This window comes from Photorhabdus noenieputensis (assembly GCF_018448935.1).
Taxonomy (GTDB): Bacteria; Pseudomonadota; Gammaproteobacteria; order Enterobacterales; family Enterobacteriaceae; genus Photorhabdus; species Photorhabdus noenieputensis.
In genome coordinates, this window is sequence record NZ_RCWC01000021.1 from 1 (window position 1) to 16,251 (window position 16,251).

General features: G+C 42.4%; 15 protein-coding genes and 1 tRNA gene. 6 read left to right on the plus strand and 10 right to left on the minus strand.

Annotated elements, in window-relative coordinates; all coding sequences use genetic code 11:
* Window positions 1-1,349, plus strand: a 1,349-nt coding sequence (locus EAE91_RS14280; protein ID WP_244868852.1) for a thioesterase domain-containing protein, incomplete at its 5' end; no start/stop codon positions are given.
* Window positions 1,350-1,488: 139 nt separating this feature from the next.
* Here EAE91_RS14280 and EAE91_RS14285 read toward each other — a convergent pair.
* The gene (locus EAE91_RS14285; protein ID WP_214089082.1) at window positions 1,489-1,824 is read right to left on the minus strand and encodes a TetR/AcrR family transcriptional regulator; all 336 of its coding nucleotides are present in this window, start codon (window positions 1,822-1,824) and stop codon (window positions 1,489-1,491) included.
* A gap of 245 nt (window positions 1,825-2,069) precedes the next feature.
* On the opposite strand from EAE91_RS14285, the gene EAE91_RS14290 reads away from it, so the two are divergent.
* Together EAE91_RS14290 and EAE91_RS14295 are read left to right on the plus strand one after the other, a co-directional pair.
* Window positions 2,070-3,344 (plus strand): FAD-dependent oxidoreductase, encoded by a 1,275-nt coding sequence (locus EAE91_RS14290; protein ID WP_214089083.1) that lies wholly within the window; start codon window positions 2,070-2,072, stop codon window positions 3,342-3,344.
* Between the two features lie 103 nt (window positions 3,345-3,447).
* The gene (locus tag EAE91_RS14295) at window positions 3,448-4,089 is read left to right on the plus strand and encodes an HAD family hydrolase (protein WP_214089084.1); all 642 of its coding nucleotides are present in this window, start codon (window positions 3,448-3,450) and stop codon (window positions 4,087-4,089) included.
* Window positions 4,090-4,100: 11 nt separating this feature from the next.
* Here EAE91_RS14295 and hutC read toward each other — a convergent pair whose 3' ends face one another.
* The 3 genes from hutC to hutI all read right to left on the minus strand — a co-directional run bounded on the left by hutC (window position 4,101) and on the right by hutI (window position 7,150).
* Complete coding sequence (gene hutC / locus EAE91_RS14300) at window positions 4,101-4,832, minus strand: histidine utilization transcriptional repressor HutC (protein ID WP_214089085.1); 732 nt, start codon at window positions 4,830-4,832, stop codon at window positions 4,101-4,103.
* A 105-nt stretch (window positions 4,833-4,937) separates the two neighbouring features.
* On the minus strand, window positions 4,938-5,894 hold the full coding sequence (gene hutG, locus EAE91_RS14305) for a formimidoylglutamase (RefSeq protein WP_214089086.1): 957 nt from the start codon (window positions 5,892-5,894) through the stop codon (window positions 4,938-4,940).
* Window positions 5,895-5,911: 17 nt separating this feature from the next.
* Window positions 5,912-7,150 (minus strand): imidazolonepropionase, encoded by a 1,239-nt coding sequence (gene hutI, locus EAE91_RS14310; RefSeq protein ID WP_214089115.1) that lies wholly within the window; start codon window positions 7,148-7,150, stop codon window positions 5,912-5,914.
* Window positions 7,151-7,464: 314 nt separating this feature from the next.
* Between hutI and smrB the strand changes: the two genes are divergently transcribed.
* Window positions 7,465-7,998 (plus strand): endonuclease SmrB, encoded by a 534-nt coding sequence (smrB, locus tag EAE91_RS14315; RefSeq protein WP_214089087.1) that lies wholly within the window; start codon window positions 7,465-7,467, stop codon window positions 7,996-7,998.
* Window positions 7,999-8,018: 20 nt separating this feature from the next.
* Here the strand turns inward: smrB and sixA are convergent, their stop codons facing one another.
* The 3 genes from sixA to fadI all read right to left on the minus strand — a co-directional run bounded on the left by sixA (window position 8,019) and on the right by fadI (window position 12,273).
* Complete coding sequence (gene sixA / locus EAE91_RS14320) at window positions 8,019-8,501, minus strand: phosphohistidine phosphatase SixA (RefSeq protein ID WP_214089088.1); 483 nt, start codon at window positions 8,499-8,501, stop codon at window positions 8,019-8,021.
* 278 nt (window positions 8,502-8,779) lie between these two features.
* Window positions 8,780-10,963 carry a fatty acid oxidation complex subunit alpha FadJ gene (gene fadJ / locus EAE91_RS14325; RefSeq protein WP_214089089.1) on the minus strand — a complete coding sequence of 728 codons (2,184 nt, stop codon included), beginning with the start codon at window positions 10,961-10,963 and terminating at the stop codon, window positions 8,780-8,782.
* Complete coding sequence (gene fadI / locus EAE91_RS14330) at window positions 10,963-12,273, minus strand: acetyl-CoA C-acyltransferase FadI (RefSeq protein ID WP_214089090.1); 1,311 nt, start codon at window positions 12,271-12,273, stop codon at window positions 10,963-10,965. The genes fadJ and fadI overlap by 1 nt, the downstream gene beginning before the upstream one ends.
* 582 nt (window positions 12,274-12,855) lie before the next feature.
* On the opposite strand from fadI, the gene fadL reads away from it, so the two are divergent.
* Window positions 12,856-14,193: a long-chain fatty acid transporter FadL gene (fadL, locus tag EAE91_RS14335; protein ID WP_214089091.1), complete on the plus strand. Its 1,338-nt coding sequence runs from the start codon at window positions 12,856-12,858 to the stop codon at window positions 14,191-14,193.
* Between the two features lie 78 nt (window positions 14,194-14,271).
* On the opposite strand, the gene mlaA is transcribed toward fadL, so the two are convergent.
* Window positions 14,272-15,027 carry a phospholipid-binding lipoprotein MlaA gene (gene mlaA / locus EAE91_RS14340; protein WP_214089092.1) on the minus strand — a complete coding sequence of 252 codons (756 nt, stop codon included), beginning with the start codon at window positions 15,025-15,027 and terminating at the stop codon, window positions 14,272-14,274.
* Between the two features lie 188 nt (window positions 15,028-15,215).
* Here mlaA and EAE91_RS14345 point away from each other — a divergent pair.
* Window positions 15,216-15,290: transfer RNA gene (locus EAE91_RS14345), tRNA-Arg, on the plus strand.
* A gap of 256 nt (window positions 15,291-15,546) precedes the next feature.
* Here the strand turns inward: EAE91_RS14345 and EAE91_RS14350 are convergent.
* Window positions 15,547-15,981: a type II toxin-antitoxin system VapC family toxin gene (locus EAE91_RS14350; RefSeq protein ID WP_214089093.1), complete on the minus strand. Its 435-nt coding sequence runs from the start codon at window positions 15,979-15,981 to the stop codon at window positions 15,547-15,549.
* A complete protein-coding gene (locus tag EAE91_RS14355) occupies window positions 15,978-16,199 on the minus strand; it encodes an AbrB family transcriptional regulator (protein ID WP_214089094.1) in 222 nt (73 codons plus the stop codon). The genes EAE91_RS14350 and EAE91_RS14355 overlap by 4 nt, the downstream gene beginning before the upstream one ends.
* Window positions 16,200-16,251: the final 52 nt, after the last annotated feature.

Sequence of the window (16,251 nt, forward strand, 5' to 3'; positions counted from 1 at the left end):
ATGGCAATCTGGAATATCTGGGGCGCAATGATTTTCAGGTCAAAATCCGCGGTTACCGCATCGAATTGAGCGAAATTGAAGCCGCCCTCGCTTTGCACCCACAGGTCAAACAGGCGGTGGTGATTGACCATGAGCATAACGGCCATAAAGTACTGGTGGCGTATCTGGTGACAGCGGGGGAACTGTCTGATGACAGCCTGACTGGACATCTTTCTTCCAACTTGCCGGAATACATGCTGCCTGCCAGCTTTACCCGTATTGAAGCAGTGCCCCTGACCTTGAATGGCAAACTGGATCGCTGCGCCCTGCCTGAGCCAGTCTGGGGGGATCGTGACAGCTATGTCGCGCCCCGCAACGCGTTGGAAACCCAACTGTGTACCATTTGGCAGGCCGTCTTGGGGTTGGAGCGGATTGGCATTGATGATAACTTCTTCCGCATCGGGGGCAACTCCCTGATGGCAATTAAGCTAACCACAGCGATACGCTATGAAATGGGGATTGATATTCCTTTAAATATTTTATTTAGCTACAAATGCATTTCTCTATTATCCCAATGGTTGGAAACAGGCAATACAAAATCCAGCTTGCTTAATTTATTAACACCAAAATCAACGGCAACAAATAAACTGTTTATGGTTCATCCTGCTAATGCCGGTAGTGAAGTCTATGAATCTCTGGCAAATAATTTATCTAGCACCTATAACTGCATAGGCATCGATAATTATAATCTCTGTACAGATAATCAGATAGATTCACTACACCAAATAGCTCAAATTTATGGGGAGTTAATTCTGACTGAAACTTCTATTAATCAACCTATTCGCATCTTAGGGTGGTCATTAGGTGGACAATTAGCGATGGAAATTGCATTTCAATTAGAACAACTAGGTGCAAAAGAAATTCAATTGTTCTTGTTAGATACTGTAATCAATAATGATGAGATAAAAGAGTTCAGAGCCAACTTAGCTATATCAAGTGAACATGGTCCCATCGTTGTAAAATTGCGGGAAATGGGAGCAAGTAATACCTATATTAATAAAGTTTTGGCAGCAATACCATTTGAACATCGAATGACTAATTGCACTTTAAGCGGGAAATTAGCCCATACCAATATTACCCTATTTAAAGCTGGCCAAATGACGCCATATCATACAGATGAAATTCAATTAGCTATAGGTAAATTGATAATAAAAATACCGGATAATAATATTTCCCAATGGACAGTCAATCCATTAGTGATTACATTGCTTAATGATTATTATCACGAAAATATTATTGAAGCTGTTTCTATTATCAGCGAAAAAATAATTAACACGCTATCAATTAAGGATAAGATCAATATAACTTAATTATGATTAACGAGGGCTGGCATTGCTGGCCCCATCAGATTTCCTGTCGAAATGAACATTCAATCCTTAGCCAAACCACCAAACTCACAATCAATAATCTTATCGACAAATTCAGGTGTAATAGGAGAAAAAGAGACCATTACCTGAATAGCAACCCGCGCTTACTTTGCAATACTTCAATAAGTTTTTTAATGGTAACCCGCATGGATTCTATCACCAGCATCTGTTTGTCATAAATAATTAGAGGCTCAATATCATCAAAGAAAGCATCCATTAAAACCGCTGATACATTCGGCCATCTACGATAAATAGTCGATTTCGCAACGCCTGAATACAAAGCAATATGATTAATAGTAATATCTGCAATCCGTCCACTTTCAGCGAGAACAAGTGCAGCACTCAACACGGTTTTTGTCGTGTCATTATCGCGTGGATGCCCACGTCTTAACGAGGATAGTGGCTCATTCTCACTCATAAATCCCTCCGTTTATGTCAAAAAATAACCATATTTAGGTATTGACAAATAGCACCAGAAAAGCAAGTTTAGACGCTCTAATTTCGATACCAATAGTTTCGTATTTAATAAAGGTAATCGGAATAGAGTACTATTTCTAGTAAAAAACGGGATGTACTCCGTAAAACCGAACAAACAATTCAATGCTCAACTCATAGAAAATGTTCCCAGGAACATCGATTCTAACTAAAGAATGGAGGAGAGAAATGTCTGTATATGATGTCGCTATTATTGGCGCTGGCCCAGCAGGTTTAGCTGCGGTACAGAAATTGAAAGGAAAAGGTTTACGAGTCGTACTAATCGATAATGGCAAAGCTATTCACGAACGCGATAAAGATAATCTCGTTGAGATTACCGAAGGACATGGTGGTGCAGGACTGTTTTCTGACGGAAAATTCTCATTTTTTCCTTCTGCCAGTGCACTTTGGGAGTTACCAAATGAACTGGAATTACGGCAAGCATATGAATGGACATGCACCACATTAAATACATATGGCCTGGACACACCACCATTCCCAACAAATCCCAAAGACTTTACAGTAGGTTCCGGGGAATGGGTATTAAAAGATTATCCCTCTAATTATATGTCTCTTGAAGATAGAATTAATCTTGTTGAAGATATGGTGCAAACGGCAGATGCAGATATCATCACACAAACTAAATTTCTGTCTTATAAATATGTCAGAGGAAAAGATTCTTTGATTATGAATTTAAGAGACAAAAATGCTAATACGTATCAAATTGAATGCCGACGAATCATTTTGGCTAGCGGAAGATTTGGCCCATTAGATATTGCTAATCTGGTTGAAAAACAATCTTTCAACCGACTAGAAGTCGGGTTCCGCATTGAACAGCAAGAAGATTTGGCATTCTTTAAAAATATGAAGCAACTCGACCCGAAGTTAAAATTTCGGTCGGATGATGGCGTTATTGAATGGCGTACTTTCTGTGCTTGCCGGGATGGAGAAACAGTATTAACAAAAACCCAAGATTTATGGACCGTTTCCGGTCATTCTGACGGCCCTTCGACAGGACGATCTAATGTTGGGTTTAATACACGTATCCTTGATGAAGATATCGCGGACCGAACACTCAATAATGTTGTTTCCGCCATGAAGCAAGAAGATTCTTACTTTAGAATCAAAGTACAAGATGTATTAGCAGGAAATGCTCACATAATTACACAACTTATATCTATTTATGGAGAAGAGCTATTCGATAAGATGTTGCAAGGATTGCGTAATATTATCAAAAAATTTCCCGAAATCGATCACGAGAATACGCATATCGTCGGTCCTACACTAGAAGGTGTCGGTTGGTATCCCAGCCTTGACGGCGATTTAAGCCTAGAGACTTCCCCTTATCCTGTATGGGTTGCGGGCGACGCTTGTGGAATTTTCAGAGGTATTGTTGCTGCAATGATTAGTGGTCACTATGCCGCCTCAGCGGTTCTTAAGACCTTGGCAGTAGAAACCGCCTAATCCGTGAGCTAGCTGAATAAGCGGGGGATTACTAAGATAGGTAATCCCTATATGTTTACAATCACAAATAGATCTAACACGAAAAAAATTACCTAGGTTTATTATGAAAATATTACATATTTTTGATATGGATGGCACCCTTCTCAGAGGAACCACAGCAAGTCTGGAAATTGCCCGTACAATGAATTGCCTGACAGAACTTTATCTGCTGGAAAAACAATTTTCTCAAGGAGATATAAATACCAAAAAGTTTGCCACTGAATTACAGCTTTTATGGTCAAACTTGCAATACGCTGACGTTGCCGAAGTTTTTCATGCCTCACCGTGGATTGGGGGAATAAAAGAGGTTTTTGACGATATCAGAACCAAAGATGAAATATCTATGGTCATTACCCTATCACCGGATTTCTTCGCCCAACATTTAAGAAAATTTGGGGTTGATATCGTTGTTGCATCAAATTTTCCTGCTTTACCTTTTCGGGAACCGGTTGATCCAGAACAGATACTAACGCCTGAAAGTAAGTTACAGATAGTAAAAAAGTACGTACAGGAATATGGGCTAAATTTGGAAGAGTGTGTTGCCTATGGTGATTCTGACTCTGACATCCCGTTATTTAATGCCCTTACCAATACAGTTGCCATAAATGGGACGGATAAAATACGTGAAATCGCATTAATTCATTATGAAGGTAACGATCTATGGCAACCTTACCAGCTCATACGGAAAAAAATCAATAATGAATAATAAGGATATCGCTATGAGCTAAAACGCCCTTTTAATTTATAGCGATTACCGGGAAATAGCAGCCTGGCACTGGAGACAGTGTAATGAGTGGACCAAGTTCGACGGCTAATTAATAAACAAGGAGCCCCTAACTCAATTTGCAACAACTTACAGGATCGAGGATCGCCAGCAATAGCTTCCACAATATGCTCACCTTCCGTTAGCGGGGCAATCATTGACAAATAATCGTGTGGCGTAAGTTTGGTAAAATCCTGCTGCAAATAGCCAGGAACCGCTTGGGCATTGACATAACGATCTTCTATCTGAACAGGAATATCGTTTTCATAGTGGATAATAACCGAATGGTAAATCGGCGTACCGACGATAATATCCAATTCAGCGGCCTGTTTCACATCCGCACTCAGTTCTGATAATTTTAAGATTTTACAGCGATGCTGATGAGAACGAGCTGAAATCTCATCAGCAATGCTGTGAATTTCGAACAGCGCAGATTGCCCCTTCGGTTCAGCGACAAACGATCCCACGCCTTGCAGCCGTACTAATAGCCCTTCAGCAGTTAACTCACGCAACGCGCGGTTAGCAGTCATACGGCTACAGTTAAATTGTTTAACCAATTCAGCTTCAGAGGGAACTCGATCATTTGATTTCCATTCACCAGTATAAATTTTTTCAATAATGGATTGTTTTACTCTGGCATACAGAGGCGCAGGTTTGGCAAATGATCCTGATAAGTGCGTCGTCACAATAAATTCCTTATGCTGTCAAAATGTTAAGTGATTAATTACATTCACTTTATCAGGCTATCTTTGCCAAAATAAAAAACACAATAGTACTGTTATTTTAGATAATCAATACCACCAATGTGCTAATTGCCAGGCAATACGTGCCGCTGCTTTTCCACCTATGCCCTGTATATCAAATATTGGATTGAGTTCAACCAAATCAGCCGCCTGTAGTTTACCACTCTGACAAATTGGCTGAATTAATTGCAGAAGACGCTCCAATGGCAATCCTAATGCGGCTGGCGCAGAGACTGCGGGCATCTGACAAGCAGGTAATACATCCAAATCGATCGTCATGTAAATCAAATCAACTTGCTGGAGTATATCTTGTATCTGCTGTTGCACCTTGTCCAGCATAGTTTCACGACATTGATCATCCCAGATAATCGTGGCATTCAAACAGTTTGCCTCATCCACCAATGCCTGAGTATTAGACGCCAAACTTGCGCCAATGCAAGTATAGTGAAACAGGCGTTGATGTTGCTGACAATATTCAGCAAGTTGACGAAATGGTGTACCAGAAGTGGGTTGCGGCGACCGCCGTAAATCGAGGTGAGCATCAAAGTTAATAATACCAACACGTTGATGTGGAAAAGCATCATAAATTCCAACACCATGAGCAAAAGCCGTTTCATGTCCACCACCCAATACCAGAGTACGTACATTCTGATGTTGGCATTGGGTAACGGCATCAGATAAGGCTTGTTGCGCCTCACTCAATTGATTGGGATTAGCACGAATACTTCCCAAGTCCACCAATCGATCATGCCCTTTATGACTAGCCATATTTGCCAACGACTGCCGCAAATAATCAGGGCCTTGATTGGCACCAGGCCGTCCTTGATTGCGTTTTACACCTTCATCACATTCAAACCCTAATAGAGCAATATAGTGAGAAAATTCTTCCGGCGTAAAATACGGAGATAGTTTAATTGTTTGAAAAAGCCGTAGTGCATTATCCGCTTCTGCCAAATCATTTCGTCCCTGCCAAATAGTCGGCGAAGTAGCATGCCATAAATTCATTTACTGCTCCTTATCTGTTATATGCTGGAATGAGTCATAACGCCACGAAAAACTCTGGTATTCAAAGGGTTATGACCAAGCTCATAGAAAATATCAACGGGATTTTCCGCATCCCAAACAACAAAATCAGCGTAAGCCCCTGCACGCAATTGTCCGTGACTCTGTTCTCTGCCCAATGCACGAGCCGCATGCCGAGTTACACCTAACCATACCTCTTCAGGAGTCAATCCAAATTGGACACATGCCATATTCATGGCCATTCGCAAAGAAGCAAATGGGCTGGTTCCAGGATTAAAATCGGTAGATACGGCTATCGGCACATTAAATTGCCGCAATAAATCAATAGGTGGGCGCTGTGTTTCCTGCAAAAAGTAGAACGCACCAGGAAGCAAAACCGCTACCGTACCACTGCGACTGAGCGCCTCAACTCCCGCCTGATCTAAATATTCAATATGATCCACAGAAAGGCCATGATAGCGAGCGACCAGTTCACTTCCGCCTAAATGAGATAACTGCTCCACATGACCTTTTACTGGAATGTTCCAACGTTGTGCTTCCTTAAAGAGCCGCTCAGTTTGAGCCAGATTAAATCCTACACTCTCACAAAAAACATCCACTGCCTCAAACAGCCCTTTTTGCCAGAGTTGCGGAAGGATATCTTTGCAAATCAGATCTATATAAACGTCAGGATTATGCTTATATTCAGGTGGACAAGTATGAGCAGCGAGCAATGTAGGGCTAATTTCTATCGAATTATTTCGCGCCAAGTTTTGCGTAACCTGTAGCAATTTTTCTTCATTTTCCAGATCTAATCCATAACCCGATTTAATCTCAATAGTAGTTACGCCTTCAGCCATAAATGCAGCAAGACGCTGTTGCGCGGAACGTTCAAGTTGTTCATGAGAACTGGCCCGAGTCGCAGAAACTGTCGCATTAATCCCCCCTCCTTGAGCACTAAGTTCAGCATAGGACATACCATTTAAACGCTGCTCCCACTCATAAGCCCGATTACCACCAAACACTAAATGGGTGTGACAATCGATTAAACCAGGGGTAATCAGGCGTTGCTGGACATCAATTACCTGACAACGACTTGTCTGTAATGTTGCGGTGGGCAAAATAGCTAAAATTTTGTCATCACGTACCAGAAGATCATATTCTTTTAATAATCCGTAAGCTGCATTGACAGCAGGGTCCATTGTTGCCAGTCTTGCATTACGCCAGATAATATCAGTATCACGCAGTTGTATCGCCATGATCAGCATCCTGTATTGGTCTGTATCTGATATACCCGTCATCTTTCAAGTTACCTCTTTGTTGACTGCACTTGCTCGCTGTCGCGATGTATCTTGAAATCCATAGGGTATAAATCAGGGTTAGTTGTATATACATTTATTTTCCAACCAACTGTCATTGTCAAATGATTTTGTTAACTACCTAGATATACCTTCTTATCAGCATTTTTAAACCACAAACTCGGTAAAATCAGGTTTTATTAAGCATAATTAGGTTTAATAGTTAAAAAGATGCAGTACACTTGTCACAAAATGGTTTAATTAACTGAGCAATGATGAAAAATAAATACTCCCTGAATGAGGAAGAAATTCACTTATTTCAACAATCGGTAGCAGGCACCAAACGCATAAACCAGGATACCGTCTTACATTCTCCCAAAAGAAAAAAAACCAGCTATATTGCCCCTGAACGAGTTCAGCAAGAGCAAATTGATGCCAGCTACTATTTTTCTGATGAATTTCAGCCTAACCTCGATACCGAGGGTCCTACCCGTTATGTAAGGGGAGATACAAGCCATTATGAATTGAAGAAATTACGTCGAGGTGACTATTCACCAGAACTGTTTCTTGATTTACACGGACTAACTCAAACGCAAGCCAAACAGGAAATTGGAGCATTGATCGCCGCTTGCCGTCGTGAACATGTCTATTGTGCCTGCATCATGCACGGCCACGGAAAACACATTCTCAAACAGCAAACACCTCTGTGGTTAGCTCAACACCCGGATATCATAGCCTTCCATCAAGCGCCAAAGGAATGGGGAGGTAACGCCGCACTATTAATGCTTATCGAACTTGATGAGCCTTGAACCTATACGTCGCTGAATTATTAAGCTTTTTCTGCCAATTGTGATGGGCTAACCTGCCAGACAAGAGTCCCTTTGCCAGTCTGGCTGTTTAAATCTACACATATCATTGCAGAAGTTGCAAACATCGGTGGTGTTTCTGCCGGACATAGCTCAGCAACTAAGTAGCTGACTAAGGGTAAATGGGAGACAACTAAAACAGCGTTATGTCCTTGCTCAGCAAGAAACTGAAGATAACTACTCACTGTAGCAGCATCACCTGATGGAGTTAATCCCAACAACACTTCTTCACTATCTGGTAAAGGTAAGGATTTACGAACAACTTGTAACGTCTGTTCAGCGCGAATATAAGGACTGACTAATACGAGATCAATCTGATGCTTTTGCTGTGCTAACCAGCAAGCCATTTTTTGCGATTCATCACAACCGCGAGGAGTAAGTTGCCGGGCAGCATCACTAATTGCATCTAAAGCTGCGTCACCATGACGCATAATAAAAATTTGCATAGTCCACCGTATGAATGAGTAAGTGCAGTTATCTTGCTGCTAATAACTATCAGTAATCTCAATTATACCCGTTATCTTTCAAGTTGCCTCTTTGTTAGCTGCACTCACCCCGGTCACATAGTTCTCTATGCTCTCGGGGATTCGCTCCCTTGCCGTCGCGATGCATCTTGAAATCCATAGGGTATATAAAGAGATCTTTTTTATTCAAAAATACTCAATATGATTCCGGAGCCCCAACGACACCAGAATCTATTTTTTCATCAATAGAGTACAGGCAACTATGGATAAAAACTTTTATTCTGTTCAGCCATTTTCACTAAACACTCGCAAGGTACAAATCTGTCTCCATACTGGCTTTCCAGCCTACGCAGAATCTCCACTACTCTGGCACAACCAAGGCTATCAATATAACGGAACGGACCACCAAAGAATGGCGGAAAACCAATGCCAAATACCGCCCCAATATCACCATCACGCGGACTTCTGATAATACCTTCATCCAAACAACGAACAGCTTCATTAAGCATTAGCATCACACAACGTTGAGCAATTTCTGACGAGAGCATATGCGACTCAGGTGTTATATTCAGCAAGGTATAAATTGAGCTATCAACTTTTTTGCCTTTCTTACCAAACTGCCAGAATTTTCTGGCCTCTGATGCATACAAATAGAAACCACGCCCATTTTTCCTACCCTTGCGACCATCTTTCAGTACAGCATCGAGAGATTCAGGCGCAGCAAAACGTGGACCTAGTTGTTCTACCAGAATCGGCATGATTTTGGTGCCAACATCAATACCTACTTCATCCAACAAATTAATCGGCCCTACCGGAAAACCAAAATTAACCAGAGCTCCATCGATATGGTCAATAGGTTCTCCTGCTACCAGACAATGAGCGGCTTCACTAATATAAGGGACAAGAATCCGGTTTACATAAAATCCGGCTTTATCACCTACCACGATAGCGGTTTTACCCTGTTTCTTCGCCAAAGCAACGGCTGTAGCAATCGTTTTCTCACTAGTCCCTTGATGTGGAATAACCTCCACCAACGGCATCTTATCCACCGGACTAAAATAATGCAGACCAATAACCTGTTCTGGTCGTTGGGCTTTTTCAGCAATCTGATGGATAGGTAGTGAAGAGGTATTAGATGCAAATATGGTGTCCGGTTTAGCATTCGTTTCAATTTCTGCCACCATTTGCTGCTTTAGTGACAAATCCTCGAACACGGCTTCAACAACAATATCGGTTTGTGCGAAACCACGATAATCCGTCGTTCCCGAAATCAGCATCATTTGTTGAGCACGTTCTGCTGGGCGTAGTCGTTTTTGCTTCACCCGCTTGGACAACAAATCCCAAGTATATTTCAATACCTGACTAATGCCCTTTTCATTAATATCTTTAATCCGCACTGGTAGTGCGCCACGGGTGGCTGTTACATTGGCAACGCCTCCGCCCATCAAGCCACCACCTAATATACCAACGCGCTTGATTTCCGCCGGTTTCTCTGATGAACCCGTTTCATTTTTCAACGAAGTTGCAGCAAAAAACAGATTACGTAAAGCAGCAGATTCCCGTGTCATTGCCAGTTCACCAAATGCTACCGCCTCAGCCCGTAAACCCTGGCTCATGCCTTTCTCAAGACCTTCTTTGACAACATCAATAATTCGTTCAGGTGCAGGATAATGCCCACGAGTTTTCGCCAGTGTCTTTTTACGAACGATATTAAACAAAAAGTATCTTCCCAAGGGGCCAACTAATAACCGTTGTTGCCACGGCAAAGGCTTACGCACAGGAATACCCTTTTTGACTTTTTCGATAGCAATGTCCAGCAGAATATCCAACGGCACAGCATCATCCACCAATCCGAGCCGTAATGCTTGTTTCGCTCGTAGCTGTTTGCCTGTCAAAATGATATCCAACGCTGAACTGACACCAATAAGCCTTGGCAACCGCTGAGTACCACCGGAACCGGGTAATAACCCAAGTTGAACTTCAGGTAATCCAAGACGAGTTTTATCATCCAGTGAACAGACACGCCAATGACATGCAAGCGCCAATTCCAGACCGCCCCCCAAGCAAGCACCATGAATTGCGGCTACGACAGGCAAGGGATAATTAGCTATCTGAGAAAATAGCTTCTGACCCTTTTCAGCCAAATCTCGCGCATCTTCTTTAGTCTTACATCCGGCAATCATAGAAATATCGGCACCGGCAATAAACGTATCCGGCTTACCGGAAATTAATATTAATCCTTTAAGACCAGAAGATTGCTGAGCTTGTTTGAAAACATTCAGAAACTGATCAACAAATTCTGCTTTCAGAGTATTGACCTTTTCTCCCGGCACATTAATGGTGATAACGCCGATCTTATCTGGCCTGACATCAAAATTGAAAACAGAAGCAGTTTGGTTTGTATCCATAGTGATGGGTGCAGCATCATGTTGAGCCTGAGTCATTATTCCACCTCCAATACCATAGCTGTGCCCAACCCGCCAGCAGCACAAGCGGTTGTCAACCCAAACCCACCGCCACGACGACGCAACTCATTCAATACTTGCGTCACCATACGAGCTCCTGTCGCGGCGAATGGGTGCCCATAAGCGATTGAACCACCTAAAACATTAAATTTGTCCATATCGACTTCACCAATTGCCTGAGCACGCCCTAATTTATTACGAGCAAATTCATCACTGGCAAACATTTTCAGGTTTGCCAGTGTCTGAGCTGCAAAAGCTTCATGCATATCGATTAAAGTCAGATCTTTCAGTGTAATACCTGCACGATCGAGCGCTATTGGCGTGGCGTATGACGGCCCTAATAACATATCTTGCCAAACATCAATGGCTGAGAATGCATAACTACGCAGATAACCAAGCGGTTTTGTTCCCAATGCCTTAGCCACTGATTCACGCATCAATATGACTGCCGCCGCACCATCCGTCAGCGGCGTACTATTTGCAGCAGTGACCGTGCCGTACTTACGGTCAAATGCCGGACGCAGCTTCGCATAAGAGGTCAATACAGAATTTTTACGAACATTATTATCTTCAAGCAATGCTTCACGGTACGGTGGGAAATGGGCTGTCATAACTTCATCAGCTAACAATCCCTGCTCCCAAGCTTTCGCTGCCAGAATATGGGAGCGATGTGCTAACGCATCCTGATCTTCCCGACTGATACGGTAAGTCTTCGCCATCTGTTCCGCGGTATCTCCCATACGCAGACCTGTCGAATACTCCGCTACCGCCGGAGATACAGGCAACAAATCGCGAAATTTAAGGCGGCTAAGTAGCTTAAGGCGTTGCGATAGCGTTTTAGCCTTATTCATATCCACCAGCGTACGAGCCAGGGATTTAGTCACACCAATCGGCAATACAGACGAGGAATCTGCCCCGCCAGCAATCCCAATATTCACTGTGCCAGCCATAATACTTTCAGCCACATTGGCAATCGCCTGGAAACTAGTAGCACACGCACGGGATACACTGTAAGCATCAGTACTCACACTTAACCCAGTACCGAGAACGATCTCACGGGCAATATTTGGCGCTTCAGGCATTTGCACTACTTGCCCAAACACCAGTTGGTCAATCTTTTCAGGGAGTAAACCACTCCTAGTCACGAGTTCACTGACAACTAATTTACCCAAATCCACAGCCGGTATGCCGTGATACGATGTTGCCTGTTTAGCAAATGGAATACGTAGCCCACTGACAATGGCGATACGATCACCTTGCTGTGTCACTTTTGTTAAAGGACGACTCATAACGGCTCCTGAAAGATTATCGTTAACTGAATCAAATTACTGAAAAAACTTTTCAACCAATCTGGACAGGTCTGACCTGATAGATCATTGTTAGCGTAATGTTTATAAATAGCAAACCTGAATAAATCAAAAATGAGAGGAAGCGCAACTTTAATTTATTTAATGGCTAAATGGTTTCAATACTTATTCGAGCATGTTCTCAAGCTTTTTTTGCGACACTGGTCTATTACACCAGCCATAATTTCATTACTAAAATATTCATAATAAATTTTAATATCTTATCCCTCTCAACTACCGGGAAACTCGCCCTACCCCTAAAGAATATTTATTTGCCGAAATTTGATCTTAAAAAATCATTTTTAAACGTTTTTATTAATATCAAAAATCATTTTTTTGTTAACTGAGTCGCGTTTTTGATATCAACTTGGTAATATTTTGAAAACATTCTTGCAACACCAACTGTTATCAGACCTATACTTCACGACTGGTCTGATTTGTCAGCGAGACAAACCGACCCTACAATCCTGCGCTCCTTGCTAAGATAAGTGGCATAGTTAAATAATAAACAAGAGGGTTTTGGTTATGAACCAGAAAAACCTGTTCACCCGTTCAGCATTAGCGGTTGCAGTGGCAATAATTTCATCGAATGCTGGCGCTGCTGGTTTCCAGTTAAATGAATTTTCTACTTCGGCTTTGGGCCGCGCTTTTTCCGGGGAAGGCGTTGTTGCTGATAACGCATCGGTAGGAAGTCGTAACCCAGCAGCAATGACACTGTTTGATCGCCCATCATTTTCCATTGGCGCTATCTATATCAACCCAGATGTTGATATTAGCGGTAAATCCCCAGTAACGGGCAAAAGTACTAACGCTAAAAATATCGCGCCTACTGCTTGGATACCTAACCTACATTTCATTATGCCAATCGATGATCAATGGTTTGTTGGCACTTCGGTCACCACCAACTTCGGCTTGGCAACCGATTTTAGCAATAACTATGAAGCAGGCCCCATCGGCGGTAAAACTGACCTGACAACGCTGAACTTCAACTTAAGCGGTGCTTATAAACTGAATAATCACTTTAGCTTTGGTTTAGGGCTGAACGCGGTTTATGCGGATGCAAAAATTGTCCGTCATGCGGGCGCTCTGTCATACATGCTTGATCAACACCCCAGGATGCCAAAAGGTCTCGTGAAACCAACAGATGAGGTTGCTAATCTGGAAGGTAAAGATTGGGGCTATGGCTGGAACGCAGGCATCATGTATGAAGTGGATGAAAATAACCGTTACAGCCTGACTTACCGCTCTAAAGTTAAAATTAAGTTTAAAGACGGTGACTATAAAAATGACATACCTGTTGCGCTAGGTCAAAAGCTGCAACAAGCAGGAGTGCATTTACCTGCTACTGGAGGCCAAACCGTTGGCGGTAAATTGGATCTCAATTTGCCGGATATCTGGGAAATTTCAGGTTATAACCGTGTAGCGCCTAAATGGGCTATCCACTATAGCCTGGCATATGCAGGCTGGAGTGAGTTCGATGAACTGAAAGGGACCAGAAAAAAAGACGGTTCAGTTCTGTTTAGTAAACATGAAGGTTTCAAAGATGCCTACCGTATTGCTTTAGGTACAACTTATTATCACGACGACAACTGGACATTCCGTACAGGTATCGCCTTTGATGACAGCCCGGTTCCGGCAGAAAACCGTTCTATCTCTATTCCGGATCAAGATCGTTTCTGGCTGAGTGCGGGTGCAACCTACGCATTTAACAAAGATGCTTCCGTTGATGTAGGCGTTTCATATATGCATGGTCAGAAAGTCACCGTTAAAGAGAAATTGTCTGAAGCGTTGCCTAACGCATATGAATTCGAAGCTAAAGGCACTGCTTGGTTGTACGGTGTGAACTTCAACTACGCATTCTAATAATATGCCACTCTAAAAAAGGATAGCGACATTGCTATCCTTTTTTATCTACGCGGTTAAAAACCCAATAAGGGGTTATCAATCATCAATACTATCTAAATCATCCTGTAATGCTTCAGCATTTGGATTTTTCGTGGCTTCAAGTTTACCGCCGCTTGCCATAAAATCATGGCTCTGGAAGTAAGCCTCACGCATCATCAAATAGGGATCTGACGAGTTCTTCAACAAGCCATCAGAATCCAGTAAACGAGCACGGGTTTCAATCCCTTCAAATGCCCACTTGCCGGCTGACATCCAAATAGTCAGATAACTCAGCATTGGATAAGTCATATCCGCCCAGTTTCCCCCTTCATCACGTAGGGTGAAATTGCCATAGCCCGGTAATACAACATAAGGGCCATACCCCACCTTATGATAGCCCAGAGTACTCCCAAAGCGTTTTGGCTCTTCTTTTGCCAATTTGGGGTTTGCCATCGTTGCAACATCAATCAGCCCCCCCATACCCAAAATGGTGTTCAGGAAAAAACGATTAAAATGTTTCATTCCCTGATATGGATTACCACGCAAGAAACTGTTTACCATACTAGCCGGCTCTTCGAGATTACTCAGAAAATTACCCAAACCATTTCGAGCAGGCATCGGCACATAATCGCGCCACACTACCGCGACTGGACGTAAAACATAAGGGTCAAGAACATCATAATTAAAGTTGAACATTGTACGGTTAAAACCTTCCAGTGGGTCTGAACGCCCCTGTTCAGCAGTATTAGATGAATTAGCGCATCCCACTAGTAATGCGGCGGCAAGAGCGATTCCGCCCGAACGGTACTTCATACATCTCTCCAAGTAATAACCTTCTAGATCCGGCAGATCAGTTTTTGCACGACTCGCCGATAATCATCAATAATGTAAATATTACTGACAATCCAACTTGAATGGTACTCAATTCAAGCGATCACTAAATAGGCAAACAGTTTATAACGCCTTATATTATGAATGAAAAGCCGTTATAATAAAGCTATGTCCCCTTAGTTAAATGGATATAACAAGCCCCTCCTAAGGGCTAATTGCTGGTTCGATTCCAGCAGGGGACGCCACTCTAATGCTAATAAACACAACCTTCCGCTAACAGAATTTCTTTAAAAACAGCCCTTATCCACCTTTGTCGTAGAAGATGTTCGTATGTGCGTCGGATCACGTTAAGCATAAAAAAAACCATCATATAATTAATGAGGCTTATTTTTAGTCTGGAGCTTTCAATCGATTATTTTTGGCTTAAACGACAGGTGTTAGCCTATAGACGACAGTTTCAAGATAATTTAAAGATCGTAACCCCACCATAATCTTTTTCTTCTAAGGCTCTTCTGTACCGTCAATCTCCAATGCAGCTTTATCAAATGTATAAAGCGGTGAAACCGACTCTTTGTTTTTTATTCCATACCGCTGAAACTTATTCACTGTCAATGCATCCGCAAAGTCGGCCTGCTTAGTCTTGCCGCCGCATTTAATCGGTTTTGCATTGATATAGTCATCCAATGCACACCAGAGCGCGTGACCATCTTCGAAGACAACATTGGGCTCTTCAATGAGTCTGTGCAACACTTTTATCAGAGACTCTTTAGGTAACAAGTAACGCTTGCCCCTCAATGTCCAAATTGTCTCAACTAAGACTACATCTGTGATCAAGATTTTTTGATTACCTTCAAAGAGTGCATTGGCCTTTTGAGATTGGTTCGCATCATCTTGCAGCAGATACCTAAGTAAGACGTTTGTGTCTACCGCAATCATCTGTGCATGCCACTCTCAAGTGATTCTTCTTCACTCACTTGGTTATCGGCCAAAATACCCTTCAATATCCCCTTCGCGGCACCTTTGCGCTTTGTAACAATTGAAATGACCCCTTTTCGACTGACAAAACTCTCATACTCATCACCTGGCTGAATGCCAGCTATCAAACATTGCTCAAGCGGTAATGTCACCTGCCTTTTTTGGCTAACTATTGGCATGCAAACACCTCTTTACTAAATATAAAAAGTAAAGATATGCGTATCCTTGTAT